The sequence below is a fragment of the Pseudooctadecabacter jejudonensis genome (genome assembly GCF_900172275.1).
Taxonomy (GTDB): Bacteria; Pseudomonadota; Alphaproteobacteria; order Rhodobacterales; family Rhodobacteraceae; genus Octadecabacter; species Octadecabacter jejudonensis.
In genome coordinates this window covers 25,543-40,839 of the sequence record NZ_FWFT01000006.1, presented here as the reverse complement: position 1 = coordinate 40,839, position 15,297 = coordinate 25,543, and the positions used below count along the sequence as shown (strand labels likewise).

The following is a 15,297-nucleotide window of genomic DNA, read 5'->3' as shown; positions in this document are numbered from 1 at the left end:
CCAAAAGAAAAGGCCCGCGCGCTGTGCGGCGGGCCTTTTCGTTCCCCTGACGGGGGGGGGTTATTTCTTGCTGCGCTTCGAGAACTCTGTCTCGCCGCCCTTCGCCAAGATCTTGGCCTGCTTAATCCATTCGTCGCGTTCGATGCGGCCTTTGAATTTCAGACGGCTGTCGACCCAGGCCACTTCCTTTTTGCGCCAGGCGGCGATCTGGTCGAAATGGTAAAAGCCCAAATCGTTCAGTGTCTTTTCGAGGCCAGGCCCCACACCCTTGAGCAATTTCAGATCATCCGCCGTCGATCCAGCGCGCGGGCCGGTCAGCGTTTCTGGCTTGCCGTCGGCGGCCACGGGCGCGCGCGCAGGTTTTGCAGCCGCAGCGGCCTTCGGAGCGCTTGCCGATTTTGACGACGCTTTCGATGCGGCTGGTTTTGCTTTTGCGCTGGCAGCCGGCTTTGCCTTTGGTTTCGCGGCAGGTTTAGCCGCCGCAGGAGCGGGAGCAGCAGCAGCCGGAGCTGCAGCCGCAGATCCCGACGCCGCCGAAGCAGCAGCCGGTGCCGCTGTGGCTGACGACGTTGATGCCGCGGCAGGCGCAGCTGTCGCTGCAGTGGCAGCCGAAGCCGGTGCAGCCGACGCAGCGGCGGTGGGTGCTGAGGCGGATGCGGACGCACCACCCGATGCTGCAGCATTCGCGTCCGCATTTGGTGACAAATCACGCGGCCCCGTCGGGCCAGCGGCCGGTTCACGCCATCCCAACCACAGCACAATCGCTGTGATGATGGCCACGATCGCGCCAATCAACAAGGACGCAAAGGCTGCAAAATCCAAAACCAAGTAGGACACGGCTGCGGCAATCAAACCGAACAACGCGGCAACCACCAAAACGCCAAGGCCCTTGGGTGCTGTATCTTTCATAATCTTTTCCCTTTTTCGTTTCCCCCCAACGCAAGGCTTTCGCCTGCGGCAGAATTACGCAGACCTTAACAGCCGCTTTGAGTTTGATAAGGGGGAGAAATGCAAAACGGCGCCCAATTTTAGCATTTGGACACCGTTTGACGCCGAAATAGCGCAGTTTTGGGCAGAAACTTAGCCTTCTGCGGCAAGTTTCGCCGCTTGATCAATCCAGTTGTCGCGTTCGATCCGGCCTTTGAACTTCAACCGGCTGTCGACCCAAGCGACCTCTGCATCGGTCCATTTGGCGATTTGATCGAAATGCCAGAAGCCCAATTCGTTCAGCACACCCTCAAGTTTCGGGCCCACGCCGCTGATCCGTTTCAGGTCATCGGCGCCCGCTTTGCGCGGCGCGGACAGGGTGCGCGGCTTCTTTTCAGCGGAGGCGGAGGCGGAGGCGGGCGGGTTCGACTTACCGCGAGGTTTCGCGGCACTGTCGGCATTCGCCTCTTGCTTGGTGATGCCGTCTTTGCTGGCAGGTTTGTTTTTGGACGGTGTCGCGCCCGGTGTCTTGTCGCCAACGGCCTTTTTGACGGCAGGACGTTTGGCAACCGGCTTTTGCTGGTTGGCAGGTGCGCCTGTCACCTGCACGGGGGCGTTTGTTGTCGGCGCAGCCTGCCCCCATGGGGCCAGCAGCGGCACTTCGGTGCCATCGATCCGTTTTACGGTGTCGCCGATGTCGGAGGCCAGCTGCACGGATGCATTGTACTGATGCTTGCCTGCGTCAAATTCTGTCAACGTTGTCAGACCCTTGAGGGGTTCGGACGCGTAACGGCCATTTTGTGGACCAGGTGTGGGCACCTGCCCTGCGGCTAATTCGTCGATGATTTCACCCATACGGACGGCGGTCAGATCTTCGTAATAATCCTTGCCGATTTGGGCCATGGGCGCATTGGCGCAAGAGCCCAGACACTCAACCTCTTCCCACGAAAACTTGCCATCCGAGGACAGCTCATGTGGGTTTTGGGCGATCTTTTCCTGACAGACAGCGACCAGATCTTCGGCCCCGCAGATCATGCACGACGTGGTGCCACAGACCTGAATATGCGCCACTGAGCCCACGGGCTGGAGCTGGAACATGAAGTAGAACGACGCCACCTCAAGTGCGCGCATGTAGGCCAGGTTCAACATGCTGGCCACGGTTTCGATGGCGGGGCGTGTCAGCCAGCCTTCTTGTTCCTGCGCGCGCCACAGCAATGGAATGATCGCCGATGCCTCACGGCCCTCGGGATATTTCGTGAGCTGTTTTTCCGCCCACGCCTGATTTTCAGGGGTAAACGCAAAGCTGTCAGGCTGTTCAAGGTGAAGGCGTCGTAGCATGGATCTTGATCCTGTCGTCGGTCTGGCAGATCGGGCCGGACGAGGTGTCGGGCCCGAAAGTTAATGTCTTGTCTGTCCATCTCCCCGTCATTTGGGGCGTATGGTTTGCGTATGGCTCGCGTATGGCAAACGTATGGCACCTTGGCTGGCAGACGCTTGCGGCACGAAAGGTTAAGGGCAGGCCTCACTCGTCAGTTTCATGTTGCCGTCTTCGGTCAGCGCCACCATGCCGTCGCCGTACATCTTGGTGATCACGGCCACGGTCTGATCCGCATCAAGGCCAGAGGCCTGTTGCACCTCGTCGCCGTTGTCGGCGGTCACAAAGCAGCCGGCCTCTTCGATGGCGGCGGTCATGGCGGCGACCTCATCCGCGGTTTGCGCAAAGGCAGGCGCGGCGATCAGCGCGATGAGGGAAAGACAGATGCGCATGGGCTACATCCCCCCTGCTGCGGCAAGACCGGTGAGGGTGATGAACATCCCCATTGGCAGCGCCTGAACACCAAGACCGGAGGCCAGAAGAAGGGCGGGAAAGGCGCCGACCATCGTGATCATCGGTCAATCTCCCCGAACACAACATCGAGGGAGCCGATGATCGCAGCGACGTCGGCCAGCTGGTGTTTGGTCGCCACGTGGTCCATCGCCTGCAGGTGCAGATACCCCGGCGCGCGCAGTTTGGCGCGGTAGGGTTTGTTGGTGCCATCGGCCACAAGGAAGACGCCGAATTCGCCTTTGGGCGCTTCGACGCAGGCATAGACTTCACCCGCGGGCACGTGGAACCCTTCGGTGTAGAGTTTGAAGTGGTGGATCAGCGCCTCCATCGAGGTTTTCATCTCACCACGGGTCGGCGGAGTCATCTTGCCCCGCGCCATCACGTCGCCCTTTTCATGGCGCAGCTTTTCGCAGGCCTGACGGATGATCGACGTGGACTGGCGCATTTCTTCCATGCGGCAGAGATAGCGGTCATAACAGTCGCCGTTCTTGCCGACTGGAATTTGGAAGTCGAATTCGTCGTAGCATTCGTAGGGCTGCGCACGACGCAGATCCCATGCGAGGCCGGAGCCGCGCACCATGACGCCGCTAAAGCCCCACTCCTGAATTTCTTCTTCGGACACGATGCCGATGTCGACGTTGCGCTGTTTGAAGATGCGGTTTTCAGTCAGAAGGCCATCAAGGTCATCGACCACGGGCAGGAATTCCTGCGCCCATGTGTCGATGTCTTCGACCAGTTGATCGGGCAAGTCCTGATGGACCCCGCCGGGGCGGAAATAGGCGGCGTGCAGACGCGCACCACAGGCGCGTTCATAGAACACCATTAGCTTTTCGCGTTCCTCAAAGCCCCAGGAAATCGGGGTGAGCGCGCCGACGTCCATCGCTTGGGTGCAGATGTTCATCAGGTGGTTCAGAACGCGGCCAATCTCGGAGTACAGCACACGGATCAGGGAGGCACGACGAGGCACCTCTGTGCCCGTCAGCTTTTCGATCGCCAGACACCATGCGTGTTCCTGGTTCATGGGCGACACGTAATCGAGACGGTCGAAATACGGCAGGTTTTGCAGATAGGTGCGCGATTCCATCAGTTTTTCGGTGCCACGGTGCAGCAGGCCGATGTGCGGGTCGCAGCGTTCGACAATCTCACCGTCGAGTTCCAGCACCAGCCGCAACACGCCGTGCGCCGCAGGGTGCTGCGGGCCGAAGTTGATGTTGAAATTGCGGATCTGCTGTTCGCCTGTGAGGGCGTCGTCGAAGTTTTTCGTGCCGTCCATCATTTCGCGTCCTCTTTGGCTTTGTCATCCCCGGGCAGGATGTAATCTGCCCCTTCCCACGGCGACATAAAGTCGAACTGGCGGTATTCTTGGGTCAGCTTTACGGGCTCATAGACGACGCGCTTTTGCACTTCGTCGTATCGGACCTCGGTGTAGCCGGTTGTCGGGAAATCCTTGCGCAGCGGATAGCCGCGAAAGCCGTAATCGGTGAGGATGCGGCGCAGGTCGGGGTGGCCTTTGAAGATGATCCCGAACATGTCGAAGACCTCGCGTTCGAACCAATTGGCGGAAGGGTGCACGTCCATGATGGACTGCACCATCTCATCCTCACGCGCCTTTACCCGCAGGCGAATGCGGTGGTTTTGATACATGCTGAGGAAGTGATAAATCACATCAAACCGCTGGGCGCGGCCCGGATAATCCACCGCCGTGATGTCCACCAGCGACGAGAATTTACAGCTGTTGTCGGCCTTGAGGAATTCGACAAACCCCACAAGGTTGGCCGGTGCGACGTTGACCGTCAGCTCTCCGCCTGTGACGTCCCATGACAGGACGCAATCGGGACGTTTGAGTTCGATGTGCTGGCCAAGTTCGTTCATTGCTTGCGACATCTGGTCTACCTCACGATGGTGCCGGTGCGGCGCATTTTGCGTTGCAGTTGCAGGATGCCGTAAAGCAGCGCCTCTGCCGTTGGGGGGCAGCCGGGCACGTAGATGTCCACGGGCACGATGCGGTCACAGCCGCGCACAACCGAATAGCTGTAGTGATAGTAGCCACCGCCGTTGGCACACGACCCCATCGAAATGACATACCGTGGCTCTGGCATCTGGTCGTAGACCTTGCGCAGCGCGGGCGCCATCTTGTTGGTCAGCGTGCCGGCCACGATCATCACGTCGGACTGGCGTGGGGAGGCGCGCGGCGCGATCCCGAAGCGTTCGGCGTCATAGCGCGGCATGGACGTGTGCATCATCTCAACCGCGCAACAGGCCAGACCAAAGGTCATCCAGTGCAGCGATCCCGTGCGCGCCCAGTTGATCAGATCCGCAGAGGAGGTCACAAGGAAACCCTTGTCCGTCAACTCACGGTTCAGCTCTTGTGTTGCGAAGTCTTTGTCTGCGTCGGCGATGTTCGCCCCAGTCGCGATGCCCATGATTGGCGGCTCCGTCCTGTGATGTATGTGCGGTTGTGGTGCACGTTCCCTAGCTGACTGACGGGTTACGGCGTGGGACCCATGAGGTCAAGCGCAGGCATGGTCGCTGGGCCCTTATGCGACCATTTTTCCCCATTTCATGCGCGCCTTTAACATTTGTAAAGACTGAGCCGTTAATCGGCCAGACATGTTGCTGAAGGTCGGACAATGAAACTGAAGCGGAACGATGCGCGCTGGATTATCCTGATGGATGTCCTGACGTCCTTTGTGGCGATTGCTGCCCTTTGGGGGGCTGTCGTTTGGTTGACCACAGTGGCGAACAATATGGCGCAGAACCAATCGCGCGCCCTGATGCAAAGCAAACTTGAAACCGTTTCGACAGATTTGTCCGCGGTTGTTCGGTTTATCGGCTTTTGGGATGCGGCCGCTGATTGGGCCAGTCTGCGCGATGATCAGGCGGTGGCCGCCAATATCGGCAGCACAGCGTCTGAACGGGGCCCCTTCGATTTCGTCTATATCCTCGATTCGCTGGGGACGCCCATTTACGCGTTTGAAAGCGGAGAACGGGTGGTTGGGGAATTTTATACCAACTACGAACTGGTGAACGTCGCCCGCGCCGCCGTGCGAACCACCCCGATTGAGCCTTACACGACCGTTTCAGGGTTTGTGATGTCTGAAGACCGCCTTGCCATGATGAGCGCGGGACGCATTCAGGCCATGGATCCGGCTGCAACGGAACGTGAACTGGCCCCCGTCCTTATCGGGGCACGTTGGTTCACTGAACAAGATATCATCAAAATCGGAGAGGCGATTGGGGTGGACGGCCTGCAGGTGGAATACTGGAATTCGGTTCGGCGGCCGGGCACAATCAGAACCCCCCTTCTTGATATCAGCGATCGTGCAATTGCCTATGTTTCTTGGATTGCGCCCCGACCGGGCGATGTGTTGTTTGATGCGGCAAAGCCTGTTTTGCTGCTGCTGTCCCTGATTATCTTTGCCGCAAGTTTCTTTGTCGGACGGACGGCCGCCCGCCAGACCTCGGCGATTGTGAAGCAGATGACACTGGCGCGCACCGACAGCATGACAGGGCTGATGAACCGCAATGGGTTGGAACGCCGGCTGTCTGACCCGGACGTGATGGACGCAATCCGGCTGGGCCATGCTGCGGTGATTTATTTTGACCTCAATTCCTTCAAACCTCTCAACGATAAGTTTGGGCACGCAGCCGGTGATGTTGCCTTGACGATGGTCGGCAAGCGGCTGGTCCAGTCAACACGCAGGGGCGATCTGGTAGCCCGCGTGGGGGGAGATGAATTTCTTGCAGTGGTGTTTGACGAAAATGCGACATCCGCGGCGGAGGCCTATGTTCAGCGGATCGACCAAAAGATGTTGGATCCAATTCGGTATGACGGCGAAGACATCCGGTTGAGCCTGTCGCACGGGATTTCTGTTGCGCATCCCAACAGCACCTGGGAGGAAATTGTACGTGAGGCGGATGTGCGCATGTATGAACACAAAAGCACGTTGAAAGCAGCGCGCATGCCGTCCGCAGTTGCATGACGCGACACGCCGGTGCGCTGGACGCACGCGGAGCCAAGAGCACACGCACGTAAAGCCATAGCACCTGCAACGCGCCCAGAATTGACGCCGGCGTATCACCCTATTCGCAAGCATTCCCCAATGGCGGAGAGGCGACACCCCCAGTCTCTCCTGAGCTGAGGCCAGAAAAACAAAGGGCCCGTCACAGATGTGCAGGCCCTTTCAAACGAGTGATCAGATGCGGTTGGGGATCATTCCCAATCCAACGCACCCTTTTTCCATTCATAGGCGAAGCCGACAGTCAGAACTGCAAGGAAAATCATCATTGACCAGAACCCTGTCATCGACAAATCCCCGAAAGCCACCGCCCAAGGGAACAGGAATGCGATCTCAAGATCGAAGATGATGAACAGGATCGACACCAGATAGAACCGCACATCAAACTTCATCCGCGCATCGTCGAAGGCGTTGAACCCGCATTCATAGGCAGAGACTTTTTCCGGATCAGGGTTGCGCACCGCCAAAACCACAGCGGCAAGGATCAACACCACGCCCAACACGATGGCCAAGCCAAGGAAAATGACGATTGGCAGGTATTCTCTGAGAAAGTCTTCCACGGTTCGGCTCCCTAAAGCTGGCGGGGACATCCCCTGATCGTGCGGCTGCTTTGCGTTTAGCCTTGACGGATCAGGGCGTCAACGGGCGCAATGCCACAGATCCGGTTTACAAAACTTCAATCAGTTTGAACCGCTGACACACCAACATCAAATCCGGCGACCAGCCGCCCGTGCGCTCAAAATAGGCGCGGTGCCCTGTGGCCCAGCCCGCGTGGCTGTCGTTTTCCCCCTCGGCCAAGGCGAAGTCTTCGGTGACGGCGTGAAAGGGTTGCACCGTCACATCCGTCATTTCGACCACCGCGGCGGGCGTGTCGTCCCAATGCAGCACAATTTCGATGTCACCTGGCGCCGGGATCGCGCTGCCCTCGGCCTCATAGTCGCGAAGGGCGCCGCAGGTCGCTGTTTTGGTGCCCGCACAGATCAAATCAACCAGATGTTCACATAAGGCTTCGCTGTCGCCATATTCGCCTCGGATCGCGTGAGGATAGCGCGCCCAGACGTCACCCGTCATCGGGCCGCGCCCCATCCTTAACCGAATATTGGCGGTAGCGATGGCGGTAGATCAGGTTCGGGCGGTCGCCGTCCATCAGGTAAAACAAAATGCCAACATGGATCAGCAATTCGACCAGCAAAATCACGAAAAACCCGTCACCGTAAGTGTCCACACCAAAAAGGGCATGGATGAACCCAATCTGGGTGGCCGCCTCGACCGAATTATAAAGCTCCGCCGTTGCGCGACTGCCGCGAAACAGGGCCCACACCGTCAAACCAGCCGAGACGATGGCCATAAAGATCGACCACGGCACCCGAAGAAGAAGCCCGACCCCGGCCAGAAACGGCCAGATGCCCGACAGAATGATCAGCCAGACTGCGAGGCCAAAATCCCACGCGGCATAGAATTTCCACAACCCCGTCACGATGAAATACAGCGCAATCGCCCAAAGCACCGCACCCGGTTTGCCTTTGGGATGGGCGCGGGCCTGCTGGGGGGTGACGTTCACCCACGGCACACCTGCGTAGAATTCCATACGTTTTTTGTCTTTGCTCATTTTGGCGATCCGGATGGCCTGCGATGCACGTCATGTAGGGCAGATGCTGGCCCGCGTCGACCAACAGGCACAAAGCGGGTCAGATCACCGCATCACATCGCCCAGAAACCGCAATTCGACCGTGCGCGTGGCGGTCATATCAAGAAGGCAGGACGCGCCCGCGATCTGGCGCATCGATCCTGCCCCCCACAACGCATAGGCCAGCGCACATTCAGCGTCACGAAACGTGATCCACGCCCGTTGTGCGGTGCGCAGGCTGTCCGCTCGGGTTGCGAATTCCGCGAACAGCTCTTGCTCTTGGGCGTCGAGCTGCGCCATGTCGGCACGGGCCGCTTGGTATGCCGCGTTCAGTTCGGCGTCCCATGCGTGATATTCGGCAAGGGTGCAAAACATCATGCCAACGGTCGAAAATCCGTCGTCTTCGGTCTCCATACACGCGGTGGAGGCCGCCCCGACACAGGCGGCGGCTGTCTGCGGATCAGGTGCCGCCGACAGACAATTGGGCAAATCACTGGCATAGTGCATCAGGTCTGCCACGGCTGGCTGGGGGTCCGCATGCACGGGCGACACAAGCACCAACATCGCGGCAACAGCGCGCGCGATCAATGCATTCCACCCGCCTTGGACTGGGAAAAATCGCTGTGATCTTCGAGCAACCGCAGAACTTCTTCTTCGTAGCCCATGTCAGCGAAATCCTGAACCGCACGCACCAGTTCTTCGGCCAGTTTCGCGACACGAACGATACCGTCGTCCCGACGCGACCCGATTGGCAAACCCTCGAGTTCACCTTGGGCGATATCCACCTTCCTGCGGATCAGGCGGATGTTATCGTATGCTGCGGCCAGCGGGCTCATTGTGGTTCCCTTAAAGTGCTAGGGCTTACGCTAAGGTAAAACGCCCGCTTCTCCTAACAGAATCTACAAACCTTGGGCTTGGCAGGGTCAAACGGAGGGATTCAGGCGATTTTTCGCGCGGCTTGCACACCCCAGACGTCCTTTGCTGGGTCTGCCCCCAAACTGCGCGCGGGCTTTGGCTAGACGGGGGCGCGGGCCTCAACCTCGGCGCGGATAATGCGGGCAATTTGGGCGCAATCCCCTGGCGTAAAGGTCAACGGCAGGCGCATGTCGATGATGCCCGCCAGAATGCGATCGCTTTGGGGCAACGGGTCTGACGACGTATAGCGCCAACTGTCGTAGCGAGAGGTGAACCCGCTGGGTTCTGCCCCGCCAAACCACTTCAGTTCAACCCCGCGGGCCGCGCAGCCCTTGATCACGTCCTGCACCGCATCAGGGGGCCAATCCAGCAAGAGGAACTGGAAGGATGAGGCAACAAACCCCTCCGCTTCGGGGCGATGTGTCAGTGACAGGCCACGGGTGCCCCGCAATCCATCTTCCATCACACGGTAAAGCGCGTTCCAACGGTCACATTGGCGCGGAAGGTCCGCCAGTTGGGGGCGCAGAATGGCCGCGCGCAGGTTGTCCATCCGTCCCGAAATGTTGGGCGTTTCGTATTTGATTTGGGCGAAGGTTTCGGGGGGCGGTGCTGCGCGGTGTCGTTCAAACAGCATGTAGCTGCCCGACAGCATGATGGCGCGGGCCATCGCCTGCGCGTCGTCGCCAATCAACAGCCCACCTTCGCCAGAATTGACGTGTTTATAGGTCTGGGTCGAATAGCATCCAAATTTGCCCCAGCGCCCCGATGGCGTGCCATTCCAATGGGCGCCCATGGTGTGGGCGCAATCCTCGATCACTGTGACGCCTGCGCGATCGCACAGGGCCATCAGCGCGTCCATGTCGCAGATGTGGCCGCGCATGTGGGACAACAACAACACGCGGGCCTGGGGCAGTTTTGCCGCCAGATCATCCAGATCAATCAACAGGTTTTCGGTCACGCCCACAAAGATCGGCGTGGCCCCGACGGCGGCGATGGCCCCTGGCACGGGGGCCAGGGTAAAGGCGTTCGTGAGCACTGTGTCGCCGTGCCCTACGCCACAGGCGCGCAGCGCCGTTGTCATGGCATACCCGCCCGAGGCCACGGCCAAGCAGTATGTCGCACCGGTCTGGGCGGCGAAGTCTTCCTCAAGCAGCGCGGCTTCGGCGATTTCGTCGCCAACGGTGTTGTAGCGATGCAAACGGCCATGGGTCAGAACGGCCATGGCAGCGTCGATCCCCGCTTGCGGGATCGGTTCTTGTTGCGTGAACTGGCCTGTGAAAATCTCTGTCATTGCGGGATTTTGAGCGGCGCCCCCTGCCCCGTCAATGACAATTTCGATCAGCTAAAAAGGCGATCCACAAGATCTGGAAGATCCGCGTAATTGTCCAGCAAGGCGTCCGGTTTCAGCGCGGCCATGTCGCCGCCTGCCGGCCCGAATGTGACCAGAACGCTTGGCACATTTGCGTTTTGCGCTGTTTTGCGGTCCGTGAGGGTATCGCCGATCAGGCAGGTTTGGGCGGGCGTGCCACCGGCGCGACGCGCGGCCTCAAACAGATGTTCGGGGTCGGGCTTTCTGACCGCCAGCGTGTCCGCCCCCACCAAAGACCCGAACGCCGCGCGCACGCCAAGGCGTGTCATCAGGGTTTCGGCCAGGCCTTCGGGTTTGTTGGTGCAGATGCCCACCGGATAGCCGCGCGATTTGAGCGTTTCAACCGCGTCCATCGCGCCGGGATAGAGCGTTGTGTGGGTGTCGATGTCTTGGGCGTAGGCCTCAAGCAGGGGTTGATATTGGGCGTCGATATCCGCCTCACCGAACCCATCGACCCGACTGAACCCCAGTTTCAGCATCGCACGTCCGCCCCGCAGCGCGGTGGCCTGATCGTGCGCCCGATCCAACAGATCGCCCAAGCCCAACTTGCGAAAACAGGCATTGGCGGCTGCGATCAGATCGCCGGAGGTGTCGGCAAGAGTGCCATCAAGATCAAACATAACGGAGTGCATGGGCGGGCCTTTCTGCTTTGAGGTGCTTGTAACCGGCTGACATGGGATGTGAAGGCCGCGCGTCTTGTGTTACGCCATGTGGCGCGTATGAAGACAAAAACAACAAGATAGGGCAGCTATGTCAGTCGCATTGATCATTTTGGCCGCAGGCAAAGGCACGCGGATGCAGTCGGACCTGCCCAAAGTCCTGCATGAGGTCGCCGGCGCGCCCATGTTGGTGCATGCGATGAAGGCAGGCGCCGCAGTTGATCCCGCGCGCACGATCGTTGTCGCAGGCCACGGGGCGGAGGCGGTGGCCAAGGCCGCGCAGGGCTGGGATGCGGACGCCGAAGTTGTCTTGCAGACCGAACAATTGGGCACCGGCCACGCGGTGGCACAGGCGCGTGAGGCCTTGGCTGGGTTTGAGGGGGACGCCCTTGTTTTGTACGGCGACACGCCCTTTATCCGCCCCGAAACGTTGGAGGCGATGGTGGCAGCGCGGGCCAGCCATGATGTGGTTGTGCTGGGCTTTGAGGTCGCGGACGTCACCGCGCGCTATGGACGGCTGATCGAAGATGCGGACGGTGCGTTGACCGAGATCGTCGAGTTCAAAGACGCAACCGACGCACAACGCGCTATACCGTTGTGCAATTCCGGTGTCATTGCCGCCGATGCGGCGCTGTTGATGGACTTGGTCGCGCAAGTGGGCAACGAAAATGCCTCTGGCGAATATTATTTGACTGACATCGTGGCTTTGGCCCGCGCGGCAGGCAAATCCGCAGGCGTTGTGCGCTGCAATGAGGCAGAGACCTTGGGCGTGAATTCCAAAGTTGAACTGGCCCGCGCCGACGCGCTGTTTCAGGCGGCCAAACGGGCGGAGATGGTCGCGGACGGCGTCACGTTGCAGATGTCGGACAGCGTCTATTTCGCCCATGACACGCATATTGGGCCCGATACGGTGGTGGAACCGCATGTGGTGTTTGGCCCCGGTGTGACCGTTGAAAACGGCGCGCGCATTCGCGCGTTCAGCCATCTTGAGGGCTGCCATGTGTCGCGCGGGGCCGTTGTGGGCCCCTATGCGCGGCTGCGTCCGGGGGCGGAGCTGGCCGAGGACACGAAAATCGGCAATTTCGTCGAGGTGAAGAACGCGGTGATTGATGAAGGCGCCAAGGTCAACCACCTGAGTTATATCGGGGACGCCCATGTGGGCGCGCGCACAAATATCGGTGCGGGCACGATCACCTGCAACTACGACGGCGTGTTCAAACATCGCACGACGATTGGACAGGATGTGTTCATCGGGTCCAACACCATGCTGGTGGCCCCCGTCACCTTGGGCGATGAAAGCATGACAGCGACCGGAACGGTGGTGACACGGGACGTGCCTGAGGGCGATATGGCCGTGGCGCGGGCGCGTCAGGACAACAAACCAGGGTTTGCACGGCGGATGTTCGAAAAGTTAAAGAAAAAGAAGGCCGCACAGGCCAAGGAGAGCAAGTAATGTGTGGAATTGTAGGTGTCCTTGGCAACAATCAGGTGGCCCCGTTGCTGGTCGAAAGCCTCAAACGGCTTGAGTATCGCGGCTATGACAGTGCGGGCATTGCGACGGTCAATGACGGGGCGCTGGACCGGCGGCGGGCCGTCGGCAAACTGGTGAATTTGCAGGACCTTCTGGTGCATGACCCGCTGGCAGGCAAATCGGGCATCGGACACACGCGCTGGGCCACCCATGGGGAGCCCAACGTCAAAAACGCCCACCCCCATGCGACAGCCCGCGTGGCTGTCGTGCACAACGGCATCGTCGAGAATTTTCGGGAGTTGCGCGAGGACTTGGCCGCCAAAGGCATCGGCTATGAAACCGACACGGACACCGAAACCGTTGCGTTGCTGACGCAGAGTTTTCTGGACGACGGGATGACGCCTGTCGACGCCGCAGAGGCGGTGATCGCGCGTCTTGAAGGGGCCTATGCGCTGTGTTTTCTGTTTCAGGGCGAAGACGACCTGATGATCGCCGCCCGTAAGGGATCGCCGCTTGCGATTGGGCATGGTGAGGGCGAGATGTTCGTGGGGTCAGACGCCATTGCGCTGGCGCCGATGACCGACAAGATCACGTATCTGGAAGAAGGCGATTGGGCCGTTCTGACCCGCACCAGCGTCGAAATCCGCGATGCCCAAGGCGCGCTTGCCAACCGTGAAATCCGGACAATTCAGATAGATACGACCTCTGTCGATAAGGGCGGCCACAAACATTACATGGCCAAGGAAATCGCAGAACAGCCGACCGTTTTGACCAATGCGCTGGGCTATTACATCAAGGACGGACGGATTGAGCTGCCCGATCCGGGCCTCGATTTCACACAGATCGACCGGCTGACGATGGTGGCCTGTGGCACGGCCTTTTACGCCTGTTTGACAGCAAAATACTGGTTCGAACAGATCGCCCGCCTGCCCGTTGAGATCGATGTGGCGTCCGAGTTCCGTTACCGTGAGCCGCCCATCGCAAAAGGCACTGCGGCGCTTTTTGTCAGCCAGTCGGGGGAGACGGCGGACACCCTTGCTGCGCTGCGGTACTGCGAGGGCAAGGCCGACAAGATCGTGTCGGTGGTCAATGTCCCCGAAAGCTCCATCGCGCGCGAAAGTGACCTTCCATTGCCGATTTTGGCCGGACGCGAGATTGGCGTGGCCTCAACCAAGGCGTTCACCTGTCAGCTGACCGTGCTGGCGATATTGGCGGTCAAAGCGGCACAGGACCGTGGCGAATTGGACGCGGACGGCGTGGCACGAGCCCTCGACGCGATCAAATCTGTCCCCGCGATGATGAGCCAGGCGCTGGCCCTGGGGGAGCAGAGCAACGCCGTGTCTCGCAAGTTGGCGGAGGCAAGAGACATTCTATTTTTGGGCCGTGGCCCCATGTATGCGCTGGCCCATGAAGGCGCGTTAAAGCTGAAAGAAATCAGCTACATCCACGCCGAAGCTTATGCATCGGGTGAGCTGAAACACGGCCCCATCGCGCTGGTCGATGAACATGTGCCCGTGATCGTGATGGCCCCCCGCGACGCCCTGTTCGACAAGACGATTTCCAACATGCAAGAGGTCATGGCCCGCGGCGGGCGGGTGTTGTTGATCACCGACGCCCAAGGCGCAAAAGAAGCTGGACCCGGGGTGTGGGACACCATTCTGATGCCCGAGATTGACCCGTTTGTGGCGCCGATCCTGTATGCCATTCCCGCGCAGCTGTTGGCCTATCACACCGCTGTCGCCAAGGGGACAGACGTCGACCAGCCGCGCAATCTGGCCAAATCGGTGACGGTAGAATGACACCGGACGCTGCATTGGACGAACTGGCCGCCCTTGGAGACACCTACAAGGCGGGCGAAATGGCGGCCTATCACAAGGTCGATTGTCTATTCTTCGGGATCTCAAACCCTGATGTCTACGAGTGCGTGGCCCGCTGGCGCGAGGATGCTTCGGTCGAGGATCGCGTGGCCTTGGCCCAAGGTCTGTGGAACAGCAACGTGCATGAGGCGCGGATCGCGGCGGCCAAGTTGTTGGTGCAGGCGCGCATGCGCCCCGACGACGCGGCTTGGGCGCTGATCGCGTCTTGGGTGCCCACGTTTGAGGGCTGGGCGGTGGCCGATCACGCCTGCAGCGCGGGATCCCGGCGGCTGATCGCGGACCCTGCGCGGCTGGACGAGGTCGAGACCTGGACAACATCGGATCATCTGTGGACCAAACGCGCCGCTTTGGTCATGACACTGCCCTGGACGAAGCAGAAGCACCCCAAGCCAGACGAGGTTGACGCCCGAGAGCGTATTTTGGGCTGGGCTGCGGGCTATGTGACGGACCCGCAGTGGTTTATCCAGAAGGCTGTGTCGTGGTGGCTGCGGGATTTAGGGCGCCGTGACCCCGACCGTGTTTGGGCCTTTCTGGACGCCCATGGCGATTCGATGAAACCCTTTGCCCGCAAAGACGCGAGCCGGAAATTGCCGCCGCGGTCTTAA

The 15,297-nt window shown here is 59.9% G+C and carries 17 protein-coding genes; 4 read left to right on the top strand and 13 right to left on the bottom strand.

Annotated features, from left to right (window positions below):
- Positions 1-60 precede the first annotated feature (60 nt).
- The 6 genes from PSJ8397_RS15040 to PSJ8397_RS15015 all read right to left on the bottom strand — a co-directional run bounded on the left by PSJ8397_RS15040 (position 61) and on the right by PSJ8397_RS15015 (position 5,178).
- Complete coding sequence (locus PSJ8397_RS15040) at positions 61-909, bottom strand: hypothetical protein (protein WP_085865459.1); 849 nt, start codon at positions 907-909, stop codon at positions 61-63.
- A gap of 171 nt (positions 910-1,080) precedes the next feature.
- A complete protein-coding gene (locus PSJ8397_RS15035; protein ID WP_085865458.1) occupies positions 1,081-2,265 on the bottom strand; it encodes an NADH-quinone oxidoreductase subunit E in 1,185 nt (394 codons plus the stop codon).
- 171 nt (positions 2,266-2,436) lie between these two features.
- Positions 2,437-2,694, bottom strand: coding sequence for a hypothetical protein (locus PSJ8397_RS15030; protein WP_085865457.1), 258 nt, complete (start codon positions 2,692-2,694; stop codon positions 2,437-2,439).
- 119 nt (positions 2,695-2,813) lie between these two features.
- A complete protein-coding gene (locus tag PSJ8397_RS15025; RefSeq protein WP_085865629.1) occupies positions 2,814-4,028 on the bottom strand; it encodes an NADH-quinone oxidoreductase subunit D in 1,215 nt (404 codons plus the stop codon).
- The gene (locus PSJ8397_RS15020; protein WP_085865456.1) at positions 4,028-4,639 is read right to left on the bottom strand and encodes an NADH-quinone oxidoreductase subunit C; all 612 of its coding nucleotides are present in this window, start codon (positions 4,637-4,639) and stop codon (positions 4,028-4,030) included. Before PSJ8397_RS15020 ends, PSJ8397_RS15025 begins: the two co-directional genes overlap by 1 nt.
- Before the next feature lie 5 nt (positions 4,640-4,644).
- The gene (locus PSJ8397_RS15015; protein ID WP_085865455.1) at positions 4,645-5,178 is read right to left on the bottom strand and encodes a NuoB/complex I 20 kDa subunit family protein; all 534 of its coding nucleotides are present in this window, start codon (positions 5,176-5,178) and stop codon (positions 4,645-4,647) included.
- Positions 5,179-5,385: 207 nt separating this feature from the next.
- Between PSJ8397_RS15015 and PSJ8397_RS15010 the strand changes: the two genes are divergently transcribed.
- The gene (locus PSJ8397_RS15010; RefSeq protein ID WP_085865454.1) at positions 5,386-6,738 is read left to right on the top strand and encodes a GGDEF domain-containing protein; all 1,353 of its coding nucleotides are present in this window, start codon (positions 5,386-5,388) and stop codon (positions 6,736-6,738) included.
- A 230-nt stretch (positions 6,739-6,968) separates the two neighbouring features.
- Here PSJ8397_RS15010 and PSJ8397_RS15005 read toward each other — a convergent pair whose 3' ends face one another.
- The 7 genes from PSJ8397_RS15005 to PSJ8397_RS14975 all read right to left on the bottom strand — a co-directional run bounded on the left by PSJ8397_RS15005 (position 6,969) and on the right by PSJ8397_RS14975 (position 11,317).
- Complete coding sequence (locus PSJ8397_RS15005; protein ID WP_085865453.1) at positions 6,969-7,334, bottom strand: NADH-quinone oxidoreductase subunit A; 366 nt, start codon at positions 7,332-7,334, stop codon at positions 6,969-6,971.
- 106 nt (positions 7,335-7,440) lie between these two features.
- Positions 7,441-7,845: an ASCH domain-containing protein gene (locus tag PSJ8397_RS15000; RefSeq protein ID WP_085865452.1), complete on the bottom strand. Its 405-nt coding sequence runs from the start codon at positions 7,843-7,845 to the stop codon at positions 7,441-7,443.
- Positions 7,835-8,383 carry a hypothetical protein gene (locus PSJ8397_RS14995; protein WP_085865451.1) on the bottom strand — a complete coding sequence of 183 codons (549 nt, stop codon included), beginning with the start codon at positions 8,381-8,383 and terminating at the stop codon, positions 7,835-7,837. Before PSJ8397_RS14995 ends, PSJ8397_RS15000 begins: the two co-directional genes overlap by 11 nt.
- 84 nt (positions 8,384-8,467) lie before the next feature.
- A complete protein-coding gene (locus PSJ8397_RS14990) occupies positions 8,468-8,989 on the bottom strand; it encodes a lysozyme inhibitor LprI family protein (protein WP_235000794.1) in 522 nt (173 codons plus the stop codon).
- Positions 8,986-9,237, bottom strand: a complete 252-nt coding sequence (locus PSJ8397_RS14985; protein ID WP_085865450.1) for a hypothetical protein — start codon at positions 9,235-9,237, stop codon at positions 8,986-8,988. The genes PSJ8397_RS14990 and PSJ8397_RS14985 overlap by 4 nt, the downstream gene beginning before the upstream one ends.
- Before the next feature lie 179 nt (positions 9,238-9,416).
- Positions 9,417-10,607, bottom strand: a complete 1,191-nt coding sequence (locus tag PSJ8397_RS14980) for a DegT/DnrJ/EryC1/StrS family aminotransferase (RefSeq protein ID WP_085865449.1) — start codon at positions 10,605-10,607, stop codon at positions 9,417-9,419.
- Positions 10,608-10,654: 47 nt separating this feature from the next.
- A complete protein-coding gene (locus tag PSJ8397_RS14975) occupies positions 10,655-11,317 on the bottom strand; it encodes an HAD-IA family hydrolase (RefSeq protein ID WP_085865448.1) in 663 nt (220 codons plus the stop codon).
- 118 nt (positions 11,318-11,435) lie between these two features.
- On the opposite strand from PSJ8397_RS14975, the gene glmU reads away from it, so the two are divergent.
- The 3 genes from glmU to PSJ8397_RS14960 are packed head-to-tail and all read left to right on the top strand — an operon-like array spanning position 11,436 to position 15,297.
- Positions 11,436-12,797 carry a bifunctional UDP-N-acetylglucosamine diphosphorylase/glucosamine-1-phosphate N-acetyltransferase GlmU gene (gene glmU / locus PSJ8397_RS14970; protein WP_085865447.1) on the top strand — a complete coding sequence of 454 codons (1,362 nt, stop codon included), beginning with the start codon at positions 11,436-11,438 and terminating at the stop codon, positions 12,795-12,797.
- Complete coding sequence (gene glmS / locus PSJ8397_RS14965; protein ID WP_085865446.1) at positions 12,797-14,614, top strand: glutamine--fructose-6-phosphate transaminase (isomerizing); 1,818 nt, start codon at positions 12,797-12,799, stop codon at positions 14,612-14,614. Before glmU ends, glmS begins: the two co-directional genes overlap by 1 nt.
- The gene (locus PSJ8397_RS14960; protein ID WP_085865445.1) at positions 14,611-15,297 is read left to right on the top strand and encodes a DNA alkylation repair protein; all 687 of its coding nucleotides are present in this window, start codon (positions 14,611-14,613) and stop codon (positions 15,295-15,297) included. The genes glmS and PSJ8397_RS14960 overlap by 4 nt, the downstream gene beginning before the upstream one ends.